Origin of the sequence: Pseudoalteromonas prydzensis (assembly GCF_001661495.1) — a bacterium.
Taxonomy (GTDB): Bacteria; Pseudomonadota; Gammaproteobacteria; order Enterobacterales; family Alteromonadaceae; genus Pseudoalteromonas; species Pseudoalteromonas prydzensis.
The window spans coordinates 70423-87480 of sequence record NZ_BDDT01000010.1; the positions used below are offsets into that span (position 1 = coordinate 70423).

Here is a 17058-nt window from a genome sequence, read left to right on the forward strand (position 1 = left end):
CATGAATAGAATAAAATCAGCTTTACAGTTTTTCATGTTGTGCAATTGTTTATTTGTTGCTCCTGCTTTTGCCATTGCGCCAGTCACTGTTGCTGAGGTGAATAAAGCACCTCTTACCAGCGAAATAGCGGTTAATGGCACACTGTATGGCAAAGACGACGTTACTTTAACAGCCGGAATAAGTGGCCGCCTGATGTATGTTGCAGAGCCTGGTAGCGAAATAAACAAAAATGATATTCTAGCGCGCATGGATACCCTGCCATTAGAGCTGGATAAAGCACGCCAAGAAGAAATGCTAAACCGCGCTAATATCAATTTACGTTTATATCAACAAGATCTAACCCGCTTAAAAGAACTCGCAAAATCAAGTAGCGCAGCCCTGAGTCAGGTTGATGAAGTGCAAAATAAGCATGACTTAGCTCGATCTGATATAGCACTTGCCAATGTTGAGCTGAGGGTGATAGAAGATAAGTTAACCAGAGCCACAATCCGTGCGCCTTTTACAGGCGTTGTTAGTGAGCGGTTTAAACGCGCAGGTCGAGAAATAAATCGGGCCGACGAGTTACTCACTTTATTGGATATTCATCATTTAGAAGTCCGTTTATATGTGCCAGTTAAATACTTAAAGTATTTACAAACGGGTATCACCTTACCTATCACTAGTGGCGACTTATCACAGCCAGACACTGCCTCGGCAATCATTACTGCGGTTATTCCATCAACTGATCCACGCTCGCAAACCGTTGAAATACGTGCTAATTTACAAACAGATAATCAGCATGCTTGGGCCATTGGCCAACTTGTCGATGTAACGGTGCCATTGAGAACTAAAAACGACGTGTTATTAGTAAATAGAGATGCACTGATCATCCGTAAGCAAGGCACTCATGTAGTAAAAATTGATGGTCAACATAAAGCAATCCAAATTCCGGTAACCGTGGGCAGTGGTAAAGGAGAGCTTGTAGCAATCTCCCCCCTTGCAGACAACAGTTTAAATGCCGGCGATAAGATCGCAATTCGTGGTGCTGAACGTTTACAAACAGGACAAGAGGTTGACGTACAGAGTAAATAATCAACTCGTTAACTCACCTCATAGATGCAGCCAGTTGCATAAGTGGCTGCATCTACTTACAAGCAAAACCAGTCAAATCTATTTGCTTAACTTGCCCGCCTTTATCTGTATGCGCATTATGATTGATAATTAACACTGTGCCTTTTTCACTAAAAGTAAAATGCCCAAGCCAATCAAGAGTGACAATTGGTGTTAAAGTATAAAAGCCATTATCATCAGAGCATTGATAAGAAAAATAATGGGTCACTTTGCCAAAGGCACCGATATCAGAGGTATACACACTGATATTACCTTGTTGTTGGTAGTCGTCGGCTTGAGTACCCACAACCAAATATAAGCCACTAATTATCGCCAGGACAATAAACTGCACGCCCGCCACAATAAAAATGAGGCCTTCAACCAATTTACGATACCAAACACGGGGTTGCTCATGATGTTGCCGATCTTGTTTTACTAATAAAAAGCCGCCAATAGTTACAAATAATAACTTAATAGGTATCAAATAGGCGCTGAACAAATACATGGTTTTTGCATTGTGCCATTGCAAACCAAAAGCGGGCGGTATTAGTAGACTGTCTAGCAGTGGCAACACAATCAATAAGTACGCAATAATCAGTTTTTTACGTTTTAGCATTTATATGTGATAGCAATTTATGATGTGTTTGAGTGTACAAATAATAGCGGCCAATAAAAAGCCCGCTAAGGTAACTTAACGGGCTTATAAAAGTTCAACATGCTGAGTGTTACTCAATCATCCTCAACGTTGTCTAAGCCTTTGGTACCGTCTTTGGCTTTTAATTTATGGTGTATCGCTGATTTTATTAGCATATAACCACTAATTGGCGCAGTGATTAATAAAAAGATAGTGATCAATAGCTCTTTCACACTAATACCATCTTGTGCATTACTAAAAAACACCATAGCGGCAATCAGCACCCCAGCCATACCTAAGGTGGTGGCTTTGGTTGGCCCATGCAAACGCATAAAAAAGTCAGGCATTTTAATTAAGCCAATCGAGCCAATTAAAATAAATGCGCCACCAATCAGTAATAAAATAGACACGACCCATTCACTGTACATACGTATTCCCTATTCGATGATATCGCCACGTAGCAGATACTTACATACCGCTACGGTGCTGACAAAGCCAAGCATTGCAATTAACAGGGCGGCTTCAAAATACAAGCCTGTCCCCATGCTCATACCGTATAAGATGATCAATGCAATCGTATTGATATACATAGTATCAAGCGCGAGAATTCGATCAGGAACCGAAGGGCCAACCACTAAACGCCACAAGTTAAGTAACAGCGATAGGCCTATCATGGCAAAGACGATTAAAAAAACCGTTTCTAACATTGAAATATCTCCTTAAGTGGCGCTTCATAGCGCTGCTTTATGGTATCGATCAAGGCTTGTTCATCATCTAAATCTAGCACATGAATTAATAAGAAACGCTCTGTTGGCTCTTCACCTGGCGGTAATGACTCTGGGATCGGGTAAACTTCAGCACTAACAGTACCTGGCGTAAGCGATACCGTACTTGCCAAGATTGTGATCGGCATTGCATGAGTTAGATCCAGCGGGACTTTCACAAATGCCGGACGCAGCTTTTTAACAGGTCCTAAAATTAACAGTGCAACTTGTAAATTTGCCGTAATAATATCATACAGCACAATCAAAAATTGCTTTACTGCAAGACTTGGCTTAATTATCAGTGGCTGTGGCTCACGAAATGGAAATGTGATCACAGGAATAAAAAAGGCAAACAGCGCGGCCAAAATTAAATGACCTGGCGATACACTATTATTTAACAGCAACCACACGACAAACAGTAATAAGCTGCGAAATGGTGTAGGTAGCCAACGAAAACGGGATTCTAAACGCATTATAAGCCTCCCTTAAGAACCATATTTATTCCGGCCGGTATATCATGTAATTGCGTAGCAGCAGCAATCATATAGTCGGAAATAGGCCCTGCAAAAATAACCATTAATGGCGAACACGCTAATAAACCTATTACGGCAATAACTTGCATTGGTTTGGCATGCTCTTCTTCTGGATGATCACGACCTTGGTGCTTGCGCTCCCAAAATAAACTGGTGCCTGCCCGAGATAATGCAACCAATAGCGCAAAGCTGGCAATTAAATACACTGGCCAAAATAATAATGCTCGCTCACTATCGAAGGTTACTTTCAAAATCCAAATTTTGCCGACAAACCCTGAAAGCGGCGGCATACCAACAACAGCTAAAGCAGCAACAATAAAACAGCCACCTAATAATATCGGTTGTGCTACACCACGTCCTGGGGCTAAACGATCCGCCACTTTACCACGTTGATGAGCAATTAAATCTGCTAATAAAAATAGCGCCGCACAAATAATGGTTGAATGTACTAAATAGTACAACAAGGCAGCCGTTGCACTAACATGCTGAATTGCAACTAATGCAACTAAAGTCCCCACCGATACCACCACCAGATTTGCGGTTAGTTTGCGTAAATCTTGAGCAGCAAGTACACCAATGGCACCAATCACAATGGTCGCAATTGCTAAACCCCATAACCAAGGCTGCGCCATGTGATTTAATAAACCCGCCTGCTCACCAAATATAACGGTATACACCCGCAGCATGGCATAGACGCCCACTTTGGTCATAATCGCAAACAAGGCTGCCACTACCGGCATAGCACTGGCGTATGTATTGGGTAACCACAGGTGCAACGGTAATAGTGCGCCTTTTAATGCGAACACAACCAGTAGTAGTAAACCACCAATTTTCGCAAGGTAGACGTCATCACCTTGTAACTGGGATACTTTTAGCGCCATATCGGCAATATTCAAGGTGCCTAATACGCCATATAAAATACCTAAGGCAATCAAAAATACACTTGAGCCAATCAAGTTTAATACAACGTATTGTAATGCCGCACGCGTCTTATGTTTATCCCCTGCATGCATCAATAACGAGTAAGAAGCAATTAACAGTACTTCAAAAAATACAAACAGATTAAATAAATCACCGGTTAGAAATGCACCATTGACACCCAGTACTAAGAAGTGCACCAATGGATGGAAAAAGCTGCCTTTTTCATCATCGCCCACACTACTGTAAAGTACCACGGCTAACGCTAAAAATGACGTTAAAGCGACCATTAATACCGACAACAAATCAGCAACTAAAACAATACCATATGGGGCTTGCCAATCGCCAATGGCATAGACCATAGGGCCTGAGTTATAAACATGAACCAGCAATACAGCACTAATACAGGCTGTAATAATTGACATCACGATCGACACTACACGACGAATTGGAATGCTTTTACCGCATGGCGGTAATAACAGCAGGATGGCTGCAAGCATTGGAATTAAGATAGGCAATGAAGCCAAGTGCTGAATCATCTGTGCTCCTTGTTGTTGCTTTTCACAAGGTGACCATCAACATGATCATTACCTAGATCAGCACGACCACGAATGGCTAAAATCACCACAAAGGCTGTCATTGCAAAGCCAATTACGATTGCCGTTAAGACTAATGCTTGTGGTAAAGGATCGGCATAATCAGCGCCAGTGCCCAGCACCACCGCTTTATTAATTGTTAATCGTCCGGCTGAAAATAAAAATAAATTTACCGCATAAGAAATCATCGTTAATCCCAGCACCACTGGAAAAGTTCGCGCTCTAAGAAGCAAATAAATGCCACAAGTCACTAATACACCAACGCATGATGCGTATAACAGTTCCATTAAATATTGACCTCTTCTTTGGTTGCATCGGCAGTGAGTTTACCAAGACTTGCTAAAATCATTAAGGTGGCACCAACCACGGTCAGATACACGCCTAAATCAAATACAATCGCACTGGCAAGCTCCGTTTTACCCACAAATGGAATATCAAAGTAATCAAACCATGTGGTTAAGAACGGTCGGCCAAATGCCCAGCTACCTAAACCTGTAAACATGGCAATCGCGATACCTGAGGCTATGATTTTCCGATAGTTCACATCAAAGCGAGAAGTGATCCACACTGAACCTCGAGCCATATATTGTAAAATAAACGCAATAGAAGTCACCAAACCGGCAATAAAGCCACCGCCTGGTAAATTGTGCCCACGCAAGAAGATATACGCTGAAACTAGCAAGGCTAAAGGCAATAAGCTTTGCGAAATACTAGTAAGTAGTATTGGATAACGCTCGCGTGCCCATGGACGCCCTTCACTGTCACTGGCTGGCATAAATAAAGGTAAGTTTGTCAGTAATTTATAAATACCTAATGCAGCAATACCTAGTACGGTAATTTCACCTAGGGTGTCAAACCCCCTGAAATCAACCAAAATAACGTTAACTACGTTAGTACCACCACCGCCAGTTTTTGCATTGGCAACAAAGAAATCTGAAATTGATTCAAGTGGGCGCGTTAATAACGCATAACAAATACTGGCAATCACGATCCCTACAGCTGAAGCAATGCCTAAGTCACGTAACATGCGTAATGAACTTGACTCTTTTGGTGTACGTTGCGGTAAAAAGAACAGCGCCAACATCAATAAAATAACCGTCACAACTTCAACAGTTAATTGTGTTAAAGCTAAATCCGGCGCAGAAAAACGAGTAAATGCCACCGACACCATTAAGCCCACAATGGATATCATTAATAGCGATACCATACGAGCGCGATGCCAGATCACAGTGCTAATTGCACCAATAATCAATAAACCTGCGCCAATAGCGTTATGAAAATCAATCGGTGTAAGAGGCGCAGTACCTGCTAATGCCCCCATTTCAAATAATGGCCAGCCCGCGCACAGTAAAACGACGCCAAGCATAATGACGATGTAGCGCTGTAGTGAGCCATTTTCAGTACTACGGATCTTATCTTGGCTCCATTTAATCACGCTATAAAGTACTCTTTCAAACGTCTTTTTAGCGTTTAATGTGGGTAACGAGGCTTGAAATTGAAACAAGTGTTTACGCTGAATATAAATAAATACACCACAGCAAGTCGCCAAAAAGCTCATCAACAAAGGTAAGTTAAAGCCATGCCAAATTGACAACTTAAACTCAGGCGTTGCATCCCCTAACACAGCCAAGGATGCCGCCGATAAAATGCCATCAACCACAAAGTTTGGAAACATACCAACCAGCAAACATAACACGACTAGGATTTCGATTGGCACGCGCATATAACGCGGTGGCTCATGCGGGGTTTTAGGTAAATCAATAGGGTCGCCATTAAAGAATACATCATGGATAAAGCGCGCTGAATAAGCCACTGAAAAAGCAGCTGCTAAAGTGGCTAATACGGGGATCAACCATGACATTGAACCAAGCACTTGTTGGTGTAAGGTTTCCGCAAAGAACATTTCTTTTGATAAGAACCCATTTAACAGTGGCACACCCGCCATTGCCGCAGCGGCAACCATTGCAAGAGTTGCGGTATAAGGCATAAAGCGCCACATACCATTAAGTTTACGCATATCTCGGGTGCCGGTTTCATGGTCAATAATACCGGTCGCCATAAATAAAGAAGCTTTAAATGTAGCATGGTTAATAATATGGAAAATCGCAGCTACCGTAGCAAGCTCTGTATCTAAACCTAAAAGTAAGGTAATTAAACCAAGGTGACTAATGGTTGAATAGGCTAACAAGCCTTTTAAATCATGCTTAAATAACGCGATATAAGCGCCAACTAATAAGGTCGTTAAACCCGTCATCGCCACTAAAATAAACCACGTGTCGTTACCAGCAAGCGCAGGGTGGAAACGCGCAAGTAAAAATATCCCCGCTTTAACCATAGTTGCAGAGTGTAAATAAGCACTAACCGGTGTTGGCGCCGCCATCGCATGCGGTAGCCAAAAATGAAATGGGAACTGTGCAGATTTAGTAAATGCACCGAGTAACACCAGTACCAAGGCAACTTCGAATAGCTCGTGTGATTGGATCAATGCACGGCTGGCTAAAATCACATCGAGATTATAACTGCCAACAATATCCCCAATCAGCAATAAACCACCTAATAATGCTAAGCCACCGGCTCCAGTCACTGCCAGCGCCATTCGCGCCCCTTTACGCGCTTCAGTTTTATGCCACCAGTAGCTGATCAGCAAGAACGAGCTGATACTAGTAAGCTCCCAAAAAAACCACAGTTGAATAACGTTATTCGACATTACAATGCCAAGCATTGCCGTCATAAATAGCATTAAGTAACTGTAGAGCTTTGACATTGAGTCTTTCGGACTCAAATAGTAACGAGTATAAAAGATTACCAGCAGACCTATTCCTAAGATCATAAAAATAAACAATAAGCTTAAGCCGTCTAAGCGTAAAGCTATGTCGATTCCTAATGCCGGCATCCATTGTGCGGTAAAGCGCAGTGTCTCCCCCGCTAAAATTGCTGGCGCGTGATAAATCGCAATTGCTAAGGCGCATAACGGCGCTAGCATTGTTAAGCTCGTAGATTGATTACGAGTTAGTTTTCCGGTGCAGGAAGAAATAACACTGCCAATTAAGGATAACAAGGGTATCCAGAGCAAAGTCATAATGAGAAACCTTTTGAAGTCATAAGAATATCAATACACTGCTAGTTAGTTTTAGTTTAGTACTGGTCATTGAGATGGTTTAATTTTAGCTTCAATAAACGCCTTATAGTTATACTGATCAGGGACGATTTTGTCTATAGTCAGCCAAGCTACTTGCTGCTATTTTGTGCTAATTTAACGCTGATTTCATATTATTCACAACTTTACTCGGCAATATTTTTATTTGGCATTTTATCTATAAAGTCCATAGCAGGCTCCATTTGTCGAAAATAATCAATAAAACGAACTGGTTGATAGTCCGGCTCACTGATTTTTTTCCGCCATAACTGCTGATATTGAGCAGAAAGTGGCAACCTTTGATATTGCATAATTGACCAGTCTGCACTTGGTTTGTAAGCTTTACTTCCCGTTTGGCAGCTATCGCTTAAAGTCCAGCCAGCAGGCGCAGGCACACCATTGGCAATAAACAAATTAGGAGCGACGAAACCGCGCTGTTCACATAACCATGCTTGTTTTGCTATAGGCAACACATACTCATCTTCAAAGCCATTAAAATGCATCAATTCATGTAAAAATAAACCGTAATGGCTCGCCGAGTTTAAATGCATTATTCCGCCTTGCACATTACCTGCCCCTGTTGCCGTCATCATCACAATAAAATCAAAGCCTGTTGGCCATCTTTGCTGCGTTATGAAAGGCTGCCAATCACATTTAGCTGCCAAGCCTGGCTGTTGCTGACAGTCAATTGTATTACCTAAGTAAATGGGTTTACTAAAGCAGAAACTAGCTGTTCGTGGTTGTGGTTGCTGTTGGTATCGTTGGGTAAATGCATTGAGTTGGCTAATACCTTGGCGGTGATCTGTCATCATCAATACATTAAACTGACATTGAGATGTTGCTTGAAGCTGTGAAAAAGCTAATAAAAACCCTTCATCATTAGCAAAGCCTTGCTCGATAAACTGCGGTGCAACTCTGCGCTTTAACTTCAAATGCTCAGCAGCATCACTGGCAGGTAACCGTTGTTGCTCTTTTAAGCTCTCTAAATCACCCCAGCGCTCAAGGCGAAGTAACTGTGCGCTTAGCTGTTGACGTTTCTGTTCACTTTGCTGAGCGACACTGACACGCCAAAACGGCTGTGCTGCACGTGGCTGATCATTATTTAATAGGCGCAATGCCCATGCAAACTGAGCATCTGTAACGGCATTTAAAGCTAACAAGTATAAAGTGGGATCTGAGAGACTATTTAATTGCGCATTAAACTCATCAGCAAAACGATAATAGTTAACCACAATAGAGTGAGGATTGTGTTGGGCATGCCAAAAAGCAATGTTGCGATGCTGTTCCACTGAGCTTGGTAAGCAACCAACACTCAGTACAACAGCAACGCTAATGAGGTATTTAACTAGCGTTTTCACCAGCCATTAACTCAAGCTCTAAACGCGCATATTTATATTCCACAAACTCATGCACATTGGTGGCAAGTGCTAAGCGGAAAAAATCAGCAGCTTGATAATCTAAGCCTTTTGCTTGGTACATTTTCGCAAGGTAAAAATACGCTTCACACAAACGCTGCGCATACTCTTGTTCAGTTGCTACGCCTTCGCTAATGCTGTCTAAAAAGGCACGTTCGCTCATATCGCCAATAAACAATGAGATTAAGCCATAAGCCCATTGACTATCGTCAAGGCCTTGCGCATTGGCTTTTAACGTAGCTAAAGCTTGCACTGGATCAGCGTTCGCTTGTGCTAAATAAAGCCACAATACTCGGTATGGATCACTGGGTGAACGAGTTAAAAACTCTTTAAGATCAGCAGCTGCAAGGTTTGGTCTATCGCCATAATACAGTGCAATACCACGATTTAAATAGGCGTATTCGTGCTGCTCATTGAGTTCTAAAGCGGAATCAAAAAATTCATAGGCTTTTTCATATTGCTGCATCAAGGTATGGTGAATGCCGAGAAAATTATACACTTCGGCGAGATCTGGTTTTAATTGCACAGCACGATTAAAATCGATTCGTGCCAAAGTAGACATACCTAAGCTGTCAAATAATACACCGCGGTCATAAAATAATTTTGCTTGTTGATCTGGCGATAAATCAGCGCGATTCAATAATTCCGAATAACGAGCTATGGCTATTTCACTACGAAAATCAGAAGGCAATGGTGCAGTGAAAGGCACATTAACAATCGCAGAGGGTTGTGCTTGCGAAGTAGATTGACAGGCGCTTAAAGACAAAATAGCAAACGATGCCAAGGCTATGTGTTTAAGTATCATTAAAATCCTTTATACCAAGATAAGTAGCAAACAGATAAGACAAGTGCTATCCACAGAGGTTTCATTAAAGCATAAAAAAAGAGGCTATACAGCCCCTTTTTATATTATCCAGAGAATATCTGGATTAAATATCAACAATTAAGCGTCAGTTGGCGCCTCAGCTGAAGATGCAGCTGCTTCCATTGCTTCTTTGATACTTAGACGTACGCGACCTTGACGGTCTACTTCTAGTACTTTAACTTTAACTTCTTGACCTTCAGATAGGTGATCTGTCACGTTATTTACGCGCTCAGTGCTGATCTGAGAGATATGCACAAGGCCATCTTTACCAGGAAGAATATTTACAAACGCACCGAAATCAACGATACGTACCACTTTACCTTCGTAGATAGTACCTACTTCAAGTTCAGCTGTTAATTGCTCAATACGGCTGATTGCATTTGCTGCGCTTTCACCGTCTGTTGCTGCGATTTTGATTGTGCCATCATCACCGATTTCAATCGTAGTACCTGTCTCTTCAGTAAGTTGACGAATAGTTGCGCCACCTTTACCGATAACTTCAGCGATTTTCTTCTGTGGTATCTTCATTGTGTAGATACGTGGAGCAAACATTGAAAGCTCTTCAGATGGTGCAGAAATCGCTTCGTCCATCACACCTAGGATGTGTAAACGTGCAGCTTTTGCTTGTTTAAGCGCAATTTGCATGATTTCTTGCGTGATGCCTTCAATCTTGATATCCATTTGTAGTGCAGTAATACCTGCAGCAGTACCAGCTACTTTAAAGTCCATGTCACCTAAGTGATCTTCATCACCTAAGATGTCAGAAAGAACCACGAATTTCTCATCTTCTTTAACTAGACCCATCGCGATACCCGCAACAGACGCTTTAATTGGCACACCTGCGTTCATAAGTGCAAGTGAAGTACCACATACTGATGCCATTGAAGATGAACCGTTTGATTCAGTGATTTCAGATACCACACGGATTGAGTAAGGGAACTCAGTCAATGTAGGCATTACAGCTTGGATACCACGCTTAGCTAAGTTACCGTGGCCGATTTCACGACGCTTAGGAGAACCAACAAAACCAGTTTCACCTACGCAGAACGGAGGGAAGTTGTAGTTAAGCATAAAGTGGTTTTTGTGTGTACCCGTTAAATCGTCGATTAACTGTGAATCACGTTCTGTACCAAGTGTAGCAGTTACAAGTGCTTGAGTTTCACCACGAGTAAAGATTGCAGAGCCGTGAGTACGTGGCAATACGCCAGTCATTACGTCAAGTGCACGGATCATATCTGGTTCACGACCATCGATACGTTTTTCGCCAGCAGTGATGCGGCCACGAACGATTTTCTTCTCAAGAGAACCGAATACTTTACCCACTTCTTGCTTGTCTAGTGACTCGCCTTCAGCAAGTTCAGCTGTTAATACCGCAACAACTTCATCTTTTGCAGCGCCAAGTGCTTCTTTACGCGCTACTTTATCGGTGATGCGGTAAGCTTCGCCTACTTTATCAGCTGCGATTGCCGCTACTTTATCTTCTAAAGCAACGTTTTTCTCAGGTGCAGTCCAATCCCATGTAGGCTTGCCTGCTTCTGCTTTGAATTCGTTGATTGCGTTGATGATCGCTTGAGATTGCTCATGACCATAAACAACTGCACCTAGCATTACGTCTTCAGCTAAAACGTCAGCTTCAGATTCAACCATAAGTACTGCGTTATCAGTACCTGCAACAACTAAATCAAGTTGGCTTTCTTCAAGCTCTTTTAGTGTTGGGTTAAGTACGTACTCACCGTTGATGTAACCAACGCGTGCTGCACCAATTGGGCCACTGAATGGGATACCAGAGATAGCAAGTGCTGCTGAAGTACCAATCATCGCAACCATATCAGGTTGGATTTCAGGGTTAACAGAAACAACCGTTGCGATAACTTGTACTTCGTTCACAAAACCAGTTGGGAAAAGTGGACGAATTGGACGGTCAATAAGACGTGCAATAAGTGTTTCACCGTCGTTAGGACGACCTTCACGCTTTAAGAAGCCACCAGGGATACGACCTGCAGCGTACATACGCTCTTGGTAGTTAACTGTAAGTGGGAAAAAGTCTTGGCCTGGTTGCGCTTCACGCTTACCAACAACCGTTACTAATACTGAAGTATCGCCAATGCTTGCTAGTACTGCGCCGTCAGCTTGACGTGCGATAGCACCTGTTTCTAGGGTAACTGTATGTTGACCTAGTTGAAATTCTTTAATAATTGCTTGCACTTAAAATGTTCCTTAAATGTATTCTAATAAGTTGCCATCAAAGTACCAATTACAGTACATAATTGTATTCAGTTGGAAATCAATTAAGTACTACAATTGGCAATGATGCGAATAAGCGTAGATAAACCTTTTTATCTACGCGCATAGTATATAACAAAGTAATGCAAAATTGCGAGCTTAGTCCCTAGATAAAAGTGGTGATAATAGGCGCGCTAAAAAGTGTGCTTTGCTGTCACTAACTATGTGGCTTTTATTTGATATTTCAAGAGAATTAATTGTTGTGGACAGAGAGAGTGAGAAATTTCAGGCACAAAAAAAGGAGCTAAAAAGCTCCTTTTTAAGAAATCTAGTTCTTAGCGACGTAGGCCAAGTTCTTGGATTAGCGCAGTATAACGTGCAATGTCTTTACCTTTAAGGTAATCAAGCAGTTTACGGCGAGTGCTTACTTTACGAAGCAGACCACGACGTGAGTGGAAGTCATGCTTGTGATCAGCAAAGTGACCTTGAAGCTTGTTGATATCAAAAGTTAAAAGTGCAACTTGTACTTCAGGTGAACCAGTGTCGCCTTCTGCACGTGCGAATTTTGCGATGATATCGATTTTTTCTTGATTGCTTAGTGACATAGTAACTCCAAAAATAAAATTTAAAAGGTGTCTTAGCCGATCACTAATTCAGCCAAAACGATTAGCGGGCGTATTCTACCAGCTACGGAAATAACTACAAGGGAAACTTTACTCGCTTGCTTCTTGTTGATTTGATAAGCCGCGCTTTGACTTCAAATGACCATCTGCATTTTTTTCGCCAGTGCCAATAAACACACCATCTGCCAGCACTTTAATAGCGCCTTCAGGTAGTTCTACACCAAGCACCACAGCTTGTCCGTGGCTAAATGAAACGCCCTGTTCTTTGCTTATTTCAACCACAGGTAAATCAACTAAAGCAGTATCCATGGGCAGTAACAGCTCATCAAGGTAAGTCGATGGGCTAATATCTTCTGCTTTGGCTTTTGCTAATAAAGTTTCAAGTTGCTCAAGCGAGACCATTTTATCAGCAGGGTAATGCCCAACTGCACTGCGGTGCAGCATGATCACATGCGCGCCACAGCCTAGGTTTTCACCTAAGTCATCAACGATGGTACGAATGTAGGTCCCTTTTGATACGTGGGCGGTCATTTGCACTTCATTGTTCGCTTCGTCAAACTCATCAAGCGTTAAACTAAATACATTGATTTTTCGGCACTTACGAGGAACTTCAATGCCTTCACGAGCGTATTTATATAACGGTTTACCTTGGTACTTAAGCGCTGAATACATTGACGGGTACTGGTCTGATTCGCCTAAAAACTTAGCAATTTCTTCGCGCAGCTGCTCAATGGTCACGTTCACATCTTTAGTGCTAACAATCTCGCCATCAGAATCCGATGTCGTCGTTCTTTCACCTAACTTTGCGCGCACCACATAGGTTTTATCAGTATCGAGTAAAAACTGAGTAAACTTAGTGGCTTCACCAAAACAAATTGGCAGCATCCCGGTGGCTAAAGGGTCAAGGGCACCTGTGTGCCCTGCTTTTTGCGCAAAATACACGCCTTTAGCTTGCTGTAACGCTTTATTTGATGAAATGCCTATTGCTTTGTTTAACAACAAAATACCGTCAACTCGGCGGCCTTTACTGCGCTTTGCCATCTGTATTTGTGCCTTCTTCGCTATCTGTTTGATCTTGATTTTCTTGGCTATCTACTTCATCTGCATCTGGTACATGCTTTGCTTTATCTTCACGAATGATAGAGTCAACAAGGTTTGAAATACGCATGCCTTCCATCAATGAATTATCAACCACAAACTTCAGTTCAGGCATAATGCGGGCACGAATACGCTTACCAAGTAATGAGCGGATATAACCAGTCGCTTCATTTAATACTTTAGCGCTTTGCTTTGCAGCATCTTCATCTTGGGTGTTAAACACAGTAATAAAGATTTTTGCGTAAGATAAATCACGTGATACTTCAACAGCCGAGACTGTCACCATACCTAAACGTGGATCTTTAATTTCACGTTGCAAAATAACAGCAATCTCTTTTTGGATTTGCTGAGCAACACGATCTGTACGAGAAAACTCTCTCATTATACTCTACTCTAAATTTATAACTCATTGAGAAATATAAATAAGTTATTTAAATAATGAATACACAAATGGGGGCTGAGCCCCCATTTATTATCTTAGCTTACGAACAATTAAAGTGTACGTTGTACTTCAACTGTTTCGAATACTTCGATTTGGTCACCAACGCGAACGTCGTTATAGTTCTTAACGCCGATACCACATTCCATGCCGTTACGAACATCAGCAACGTCGTCTTTAAAGCGACGCAGTGACTCAAGTTCACCTTCATAGATAACCACGTTATCACGAAGTACACGGATTGGTGCGCTACGTTTAACAACACCTTCAGTAACCATACAACCGGCGATTGCGCCAATCTTAGGTGACTTGAACACGTCACGTACTTCAGCAAGACCAATGATCTCTTGTTTAAACTCAGGTGCTAACATACCTGACATAGCTTGCTTAACTTCGTCAATCAAGCTGTAGATAACGCTGTAGTAGCGTAAATCTAAGTTTTCAGACTCAATAACTTTACGCGCTGAAGCATCAGCACGAACGTTAAAGCCAACCACGATTGCATTAGAGGCTGCTGCAAGTGTTGCATCAGTTTCTGTAATTCCACCTACGCCAGAACCAACAATCTTCACTTTAACTTCGTCAGTAGAAAGTTTAGTCAATGAATCAGAGATTGCTTCGATTGAACCTTGTACGTCAGCTTTAAGTACCACGTTAACTTCTGATACATCGCCATCAGTCATGTTAGTAAACATGTTTTCAAGCTTCGCTTTTTGTTGACGCGCTAGTTTAACATCGCGGAACTTACCTTGACGATAAAGAGCAACTTCACGGGCTTTACGCTCGTCTTTAACAACCGTTGCTTCATCACCTGCCGCTGGAATACCAGATAGACCTAAAATCTCTACTGGGATTGAAGGGCCTGCAGACTTGATGTCTTTACCGTTTTCATCGCGCATAGCACGAACACGGCCATACTCAAGACCACATAATACGATGTCACCTTGGTTAAGTGTACCTGATTGTACAAGTACAGACGCTACTGGACCACGACCTTTATCAAGACGCGATTCAATAACAACACCTGCCGCCATACCCACACTTGGTGCAGTTAGCTCTAAAAGCTCAGCTTGCATTAATACCGCTTCTAACAGCTCATCAATACCTAAACCCGTTTTAGCTGAGATATGCACGTATTGTGTATCACCGCCCCACTCTTCTGGGATAACGTCTAGTTGAGCTAGCTCGTTCTTAACGCGATCTGGGTCTACGCCTTCTTTATCCATTTTGTTCACAGCGATGATTAAAGGAACGCCAGCTGCACGCGCATGCTGAACCGCTTCTTTAGTTTGTGGCATTACACCATCATCTGCTGCAACCACTAAGATTACGATATCTGTCGCTTTCGCACCACGAGCACGCATTGACGTAAACGCCGCGTGACCAGGTGTATCTAAGAAGGTGATCATGTTGCCGTTAACATCAACATGATAAGCACCAATGTGCTGAGTAATACCACCGGCTTCGCCAGAGGCTACTTTTGCAGAACGAATATAATCAAGTGTTGACGTTTTACCATGGTCAACGTGACCCATTACAGTCACTACTGGCGCACGTGGCTCAGACTTACCATCTTCATGGCGGTCATTAAGAACGGTTTGCTCTAATTCGTTTTCTTTAACAATGATAACCTTATGACCCATTTCTTCTGCAACAAGTTGCGCAGCTTCTTGGTCAATCACTTGGTTAATGGTAACCATGTCACCCATTTTCATCATTGTTTTTACAACTTCAGCGCCTTTAACAGCCATGCGCGATGCAAGCTCTGCAACTGTAATTGTTTCGCTGATACGCACTTCGTTTTTCACATCAACTGTTGGTTTTTGGAAACCGTGTTGTAGTGAAGCAGGTGCTTTTAGCTTGCTTTTCTTGCCTCTTGAAGGAACGAATTTCTCTTTCGCTGGGGCTTTTTTCTTTTTCTTCGCACGGCGTGCGCCTTGCTCATCACGGGCATCAGCAACATCTTCTGCTTCACGTGCGTAAGTTGAAGTCGTAAGGTGGTGATCAGCGGTTTCTTCACGCTTCTTACGTTCTTCTTCTTCTTTCTTCCAGCGAGCTGAATTTTCTTCTGCTAGCTTTCTTGCCTCTTCTGCTTGACGTTTCGCTTCTTCTTCAGCTTTCTTCAATGCGGCCTCTTCTGCTTCTTTTTGCAGACGCTCAGCTTCAACGCGATCTTTCTCAGATTTAGCGCTTTGTTCTGGAGTCATCTGCTTCTGTTTTGCTGCACGTTCAGCATCTGCTTTACGTTTAGCTTCTTCTTTCGCTTTACGGTCAGCCTCTTCTTTGGCTTTACGTTCAGCGTCTTGTTTTGCTTTAAGCTCAGCTGCTTCTTTTGCAGCTTGTTGCTCTTGCTCACGGCGTGCGGCTTCTTCAGCTGCAATGCGTGCTTGCTCTTGTTCTTGCTCAACAGCACTTTTCTTCACGTAAGTACGTGTTTTACGTACTTCAACTTGTACTGACTTTGCTTGACCCGTAGAGCCTGTCACACTGAGTGTGCTTTTGCTTTTACGTTGCAAGGTCATACGTGCTGGGCCATCTGAGCCTGTACCGCCGTGTTGCTTGCTTAAGTGATCAAGTAACGTTGCTTTTTCAGCTTCAGTTACATTATCACCCGCTTGCTTAGTGATACCGGCCTGCGATAATTGTTGAAGCAATTTATCAACAGTTGTACCGATATCCCCGGCTAGTTTTTCAACATTTACTTCTGCCATAGTCTCTAATACC

The 17058-nt window shown here is 42.4% G+C and carries 15 protein-coding genes; 1 reads left to right on the forward strand and 14 read right to left on the reverse strand.

What is annotated here, in order from left to right; translation table 11 throughout:
• Window position 1 precedes the first annotated feature (1 nt).
• Entirely contained in the window at window positions 2-1072 is a 1071-nt protein-coding gene (locus A7968_RS16180; RefSeq protein ID WP_064667615.1) for an efflux RND transporter periplasmic adaptor subunit, read from the forward strand.
• A gap of 52 nt (window positions 1073-1124) precedes the next feature.
• Here the strand turns inward: A7968_RS16180 and A7968_RS16185 are convergent, their stop codons facing one another.
• The 14 genes from A7968_RS16185 to infB all read right to left on the reverse strand — a co-directional run bounded on the left by A7968_RS16185 (window position 1125) and on the right by infB (window position 17045).
• Window positions 1125-1706, reverse strand: coding sequence for a hypothetical protein (locus A7968_RS16185; protein WP_064667616.1), 582 nt, complete (start codon window positions 1704-1706; stop codon window positions 1125-1127).
• A gap of 113 nt (window positions 1707-1819) precedes the next feature.
• Entirely contained in the window at window positions 1820-2152 is a 333-nt protein-coding gene (locus tag A7968_RS16190; RefSeq protein ID WP_064667617.1) for a Na+/H+ antiporter subunit G, read from the reverse strand.
• 9 nt (window positions 2153-2161) lie between these two features.
• The gene (locus A7968_RS16195; protein WP_016707651.1) at window positions 2162-2431 is read right to left on the reverse strand and encodes a K+/H+ antiporter subunit F; all 270 of its coding nucleotides are present in this window, start codon (window positions 2429-2431) and stop codon (window positions 2162-2164) included.
• Entirely contained in the window at window positions 2425-2961 is a 537-nt protein-coding gene (locus A7968_RS16200) for a Na+/H+ antiporter subunit E (protein ID WP_064667618.1), read from the reverse strand. The genes A7968_RS16195 and A7968_RS16200 overlap by 7 nt, the downstream gene beginning before the upstream one ends.
• A complete protein-coding gene (locus A7968_RS16205; protein WP_064667619.1) occupies window positions 2961-4478 on the reverse strand; it encodes a monovalent cation/H+ antiporter subunit D in 1518 nt (505 codons plus the stop codon). The genes A7968_RS16200 and A7968_RS16205 overlap by 1 nt, the downstream gene beginning before the upstream one ends.
• On the reverse strand, window positions 4475-4822 hold the full coding sequence (locus tag A7968_RS16210) for a Na+/H+ antiporter subunit C (RefSeq protein WP_064667620.1): 348 nt from the start codon (window positions 4820-4822) through the stop codon (window positions 4475-4477). The genes A7968_RS16205 and A7968_RS16210 overlap by 4 nt, the downstream gene beginning before the upstream one ends.
• Complete coding sequence (locus A7968_RS16215) at window positions 4822-7614, reverse strand: monovalent cation/H+ antiporter subunit A (RefSeq protein WP_064667621.1); 2793 nt, start codon at window positions 7612-7614, stop codon at window positions 4822-4824. Before A7968_RS16215 ends, A7968_RS16210 begins: the two co-directional genes overlap by 1 nt.
• 203 nt (window positions 7615-7817) lie before the next feature.
• Entirely contained in the window at window positions 7818-9029 is a 1212-nt protein-coding gene (locus tag A7968_RS16220; protein ID WP_064667622.1) for a hypothetical protein, read from the reverse strand.
• Entirely contained in the window at window positions 9013-9891 is an 879-nt protein-coding gene (gene nlpI / locus A7968_RS16225) for a lipoprotein NlpI (RefSeq protein ID WP_064667623.1), read from the reverse strand. The genes A7968_RS16220 and nlpI overlap by 17 nt, the downstream gene beginning before the upstream one ends.
• A gap of 138 nt (window positions 9892-10029) precedes the next feature.
• Window positions 10030-12156: a polyribonucleotide nucleotidyltransferase gene (gene pnp, locus A7968_RS16230; RefSeq protein WP_064667624.1), complete on the reverse strand. Its 2127-nt coding sequence runs from the start codon at window positions 12154-12156 to the stop codon at window positions 10030-10032.
• Between the two features lie 353 nt (window positions 12157-12509).
• Window positions 12510-12779, reverse strand: a complete 270-nt coding sequence (rpsO, locus tag A7968_RS16235; RefSeq protein WP_016707659.1) for a 30S ribosomal protein S15 — start codon at window positions 12777-12779, stop codon at window positions 12510-12512.
• Window positions 12780-12887: 108 nt separating this feature from the next.
• Window positions 12888-13838 (reverse strand): tRNA pseudouridine(55) synthase TruB, encoded by a 951-nt coding sequence (truB, locus tag A7968_RS16240; RefSeq protein WP_064667625.1) that lies wholly within the window; start codon window positions 13836-13838, stop codon window positions 12888-12890.
• Window positions 13822-14277, reverse strand: a complete 456-nt coding sequence (gene rbfA, locus A7968_RS16245; protein WP_064667626.1) for a 30S ribosome-binding factor RbfA — start codon at window positions 14275-14277, stop codon at window positions 13822-13824. The genes truB and rbfA overlap by 17 nt, the downstream gene beginning before the upstream one ends.
• A 110-nt stretch (window positions 14278-14387) precedes the next feature.
• Entirely contained in the window at window positions 14388-17045 is a 2658-nt protein-coding gene (gene infB, locus A7968_RS16250; RefSeq protein WP_064667627.1) for a translation initiation factor IF-2, read from the reverse strand.
• Window positions 17046-17058: the final 13 nt, after the last annotated feature.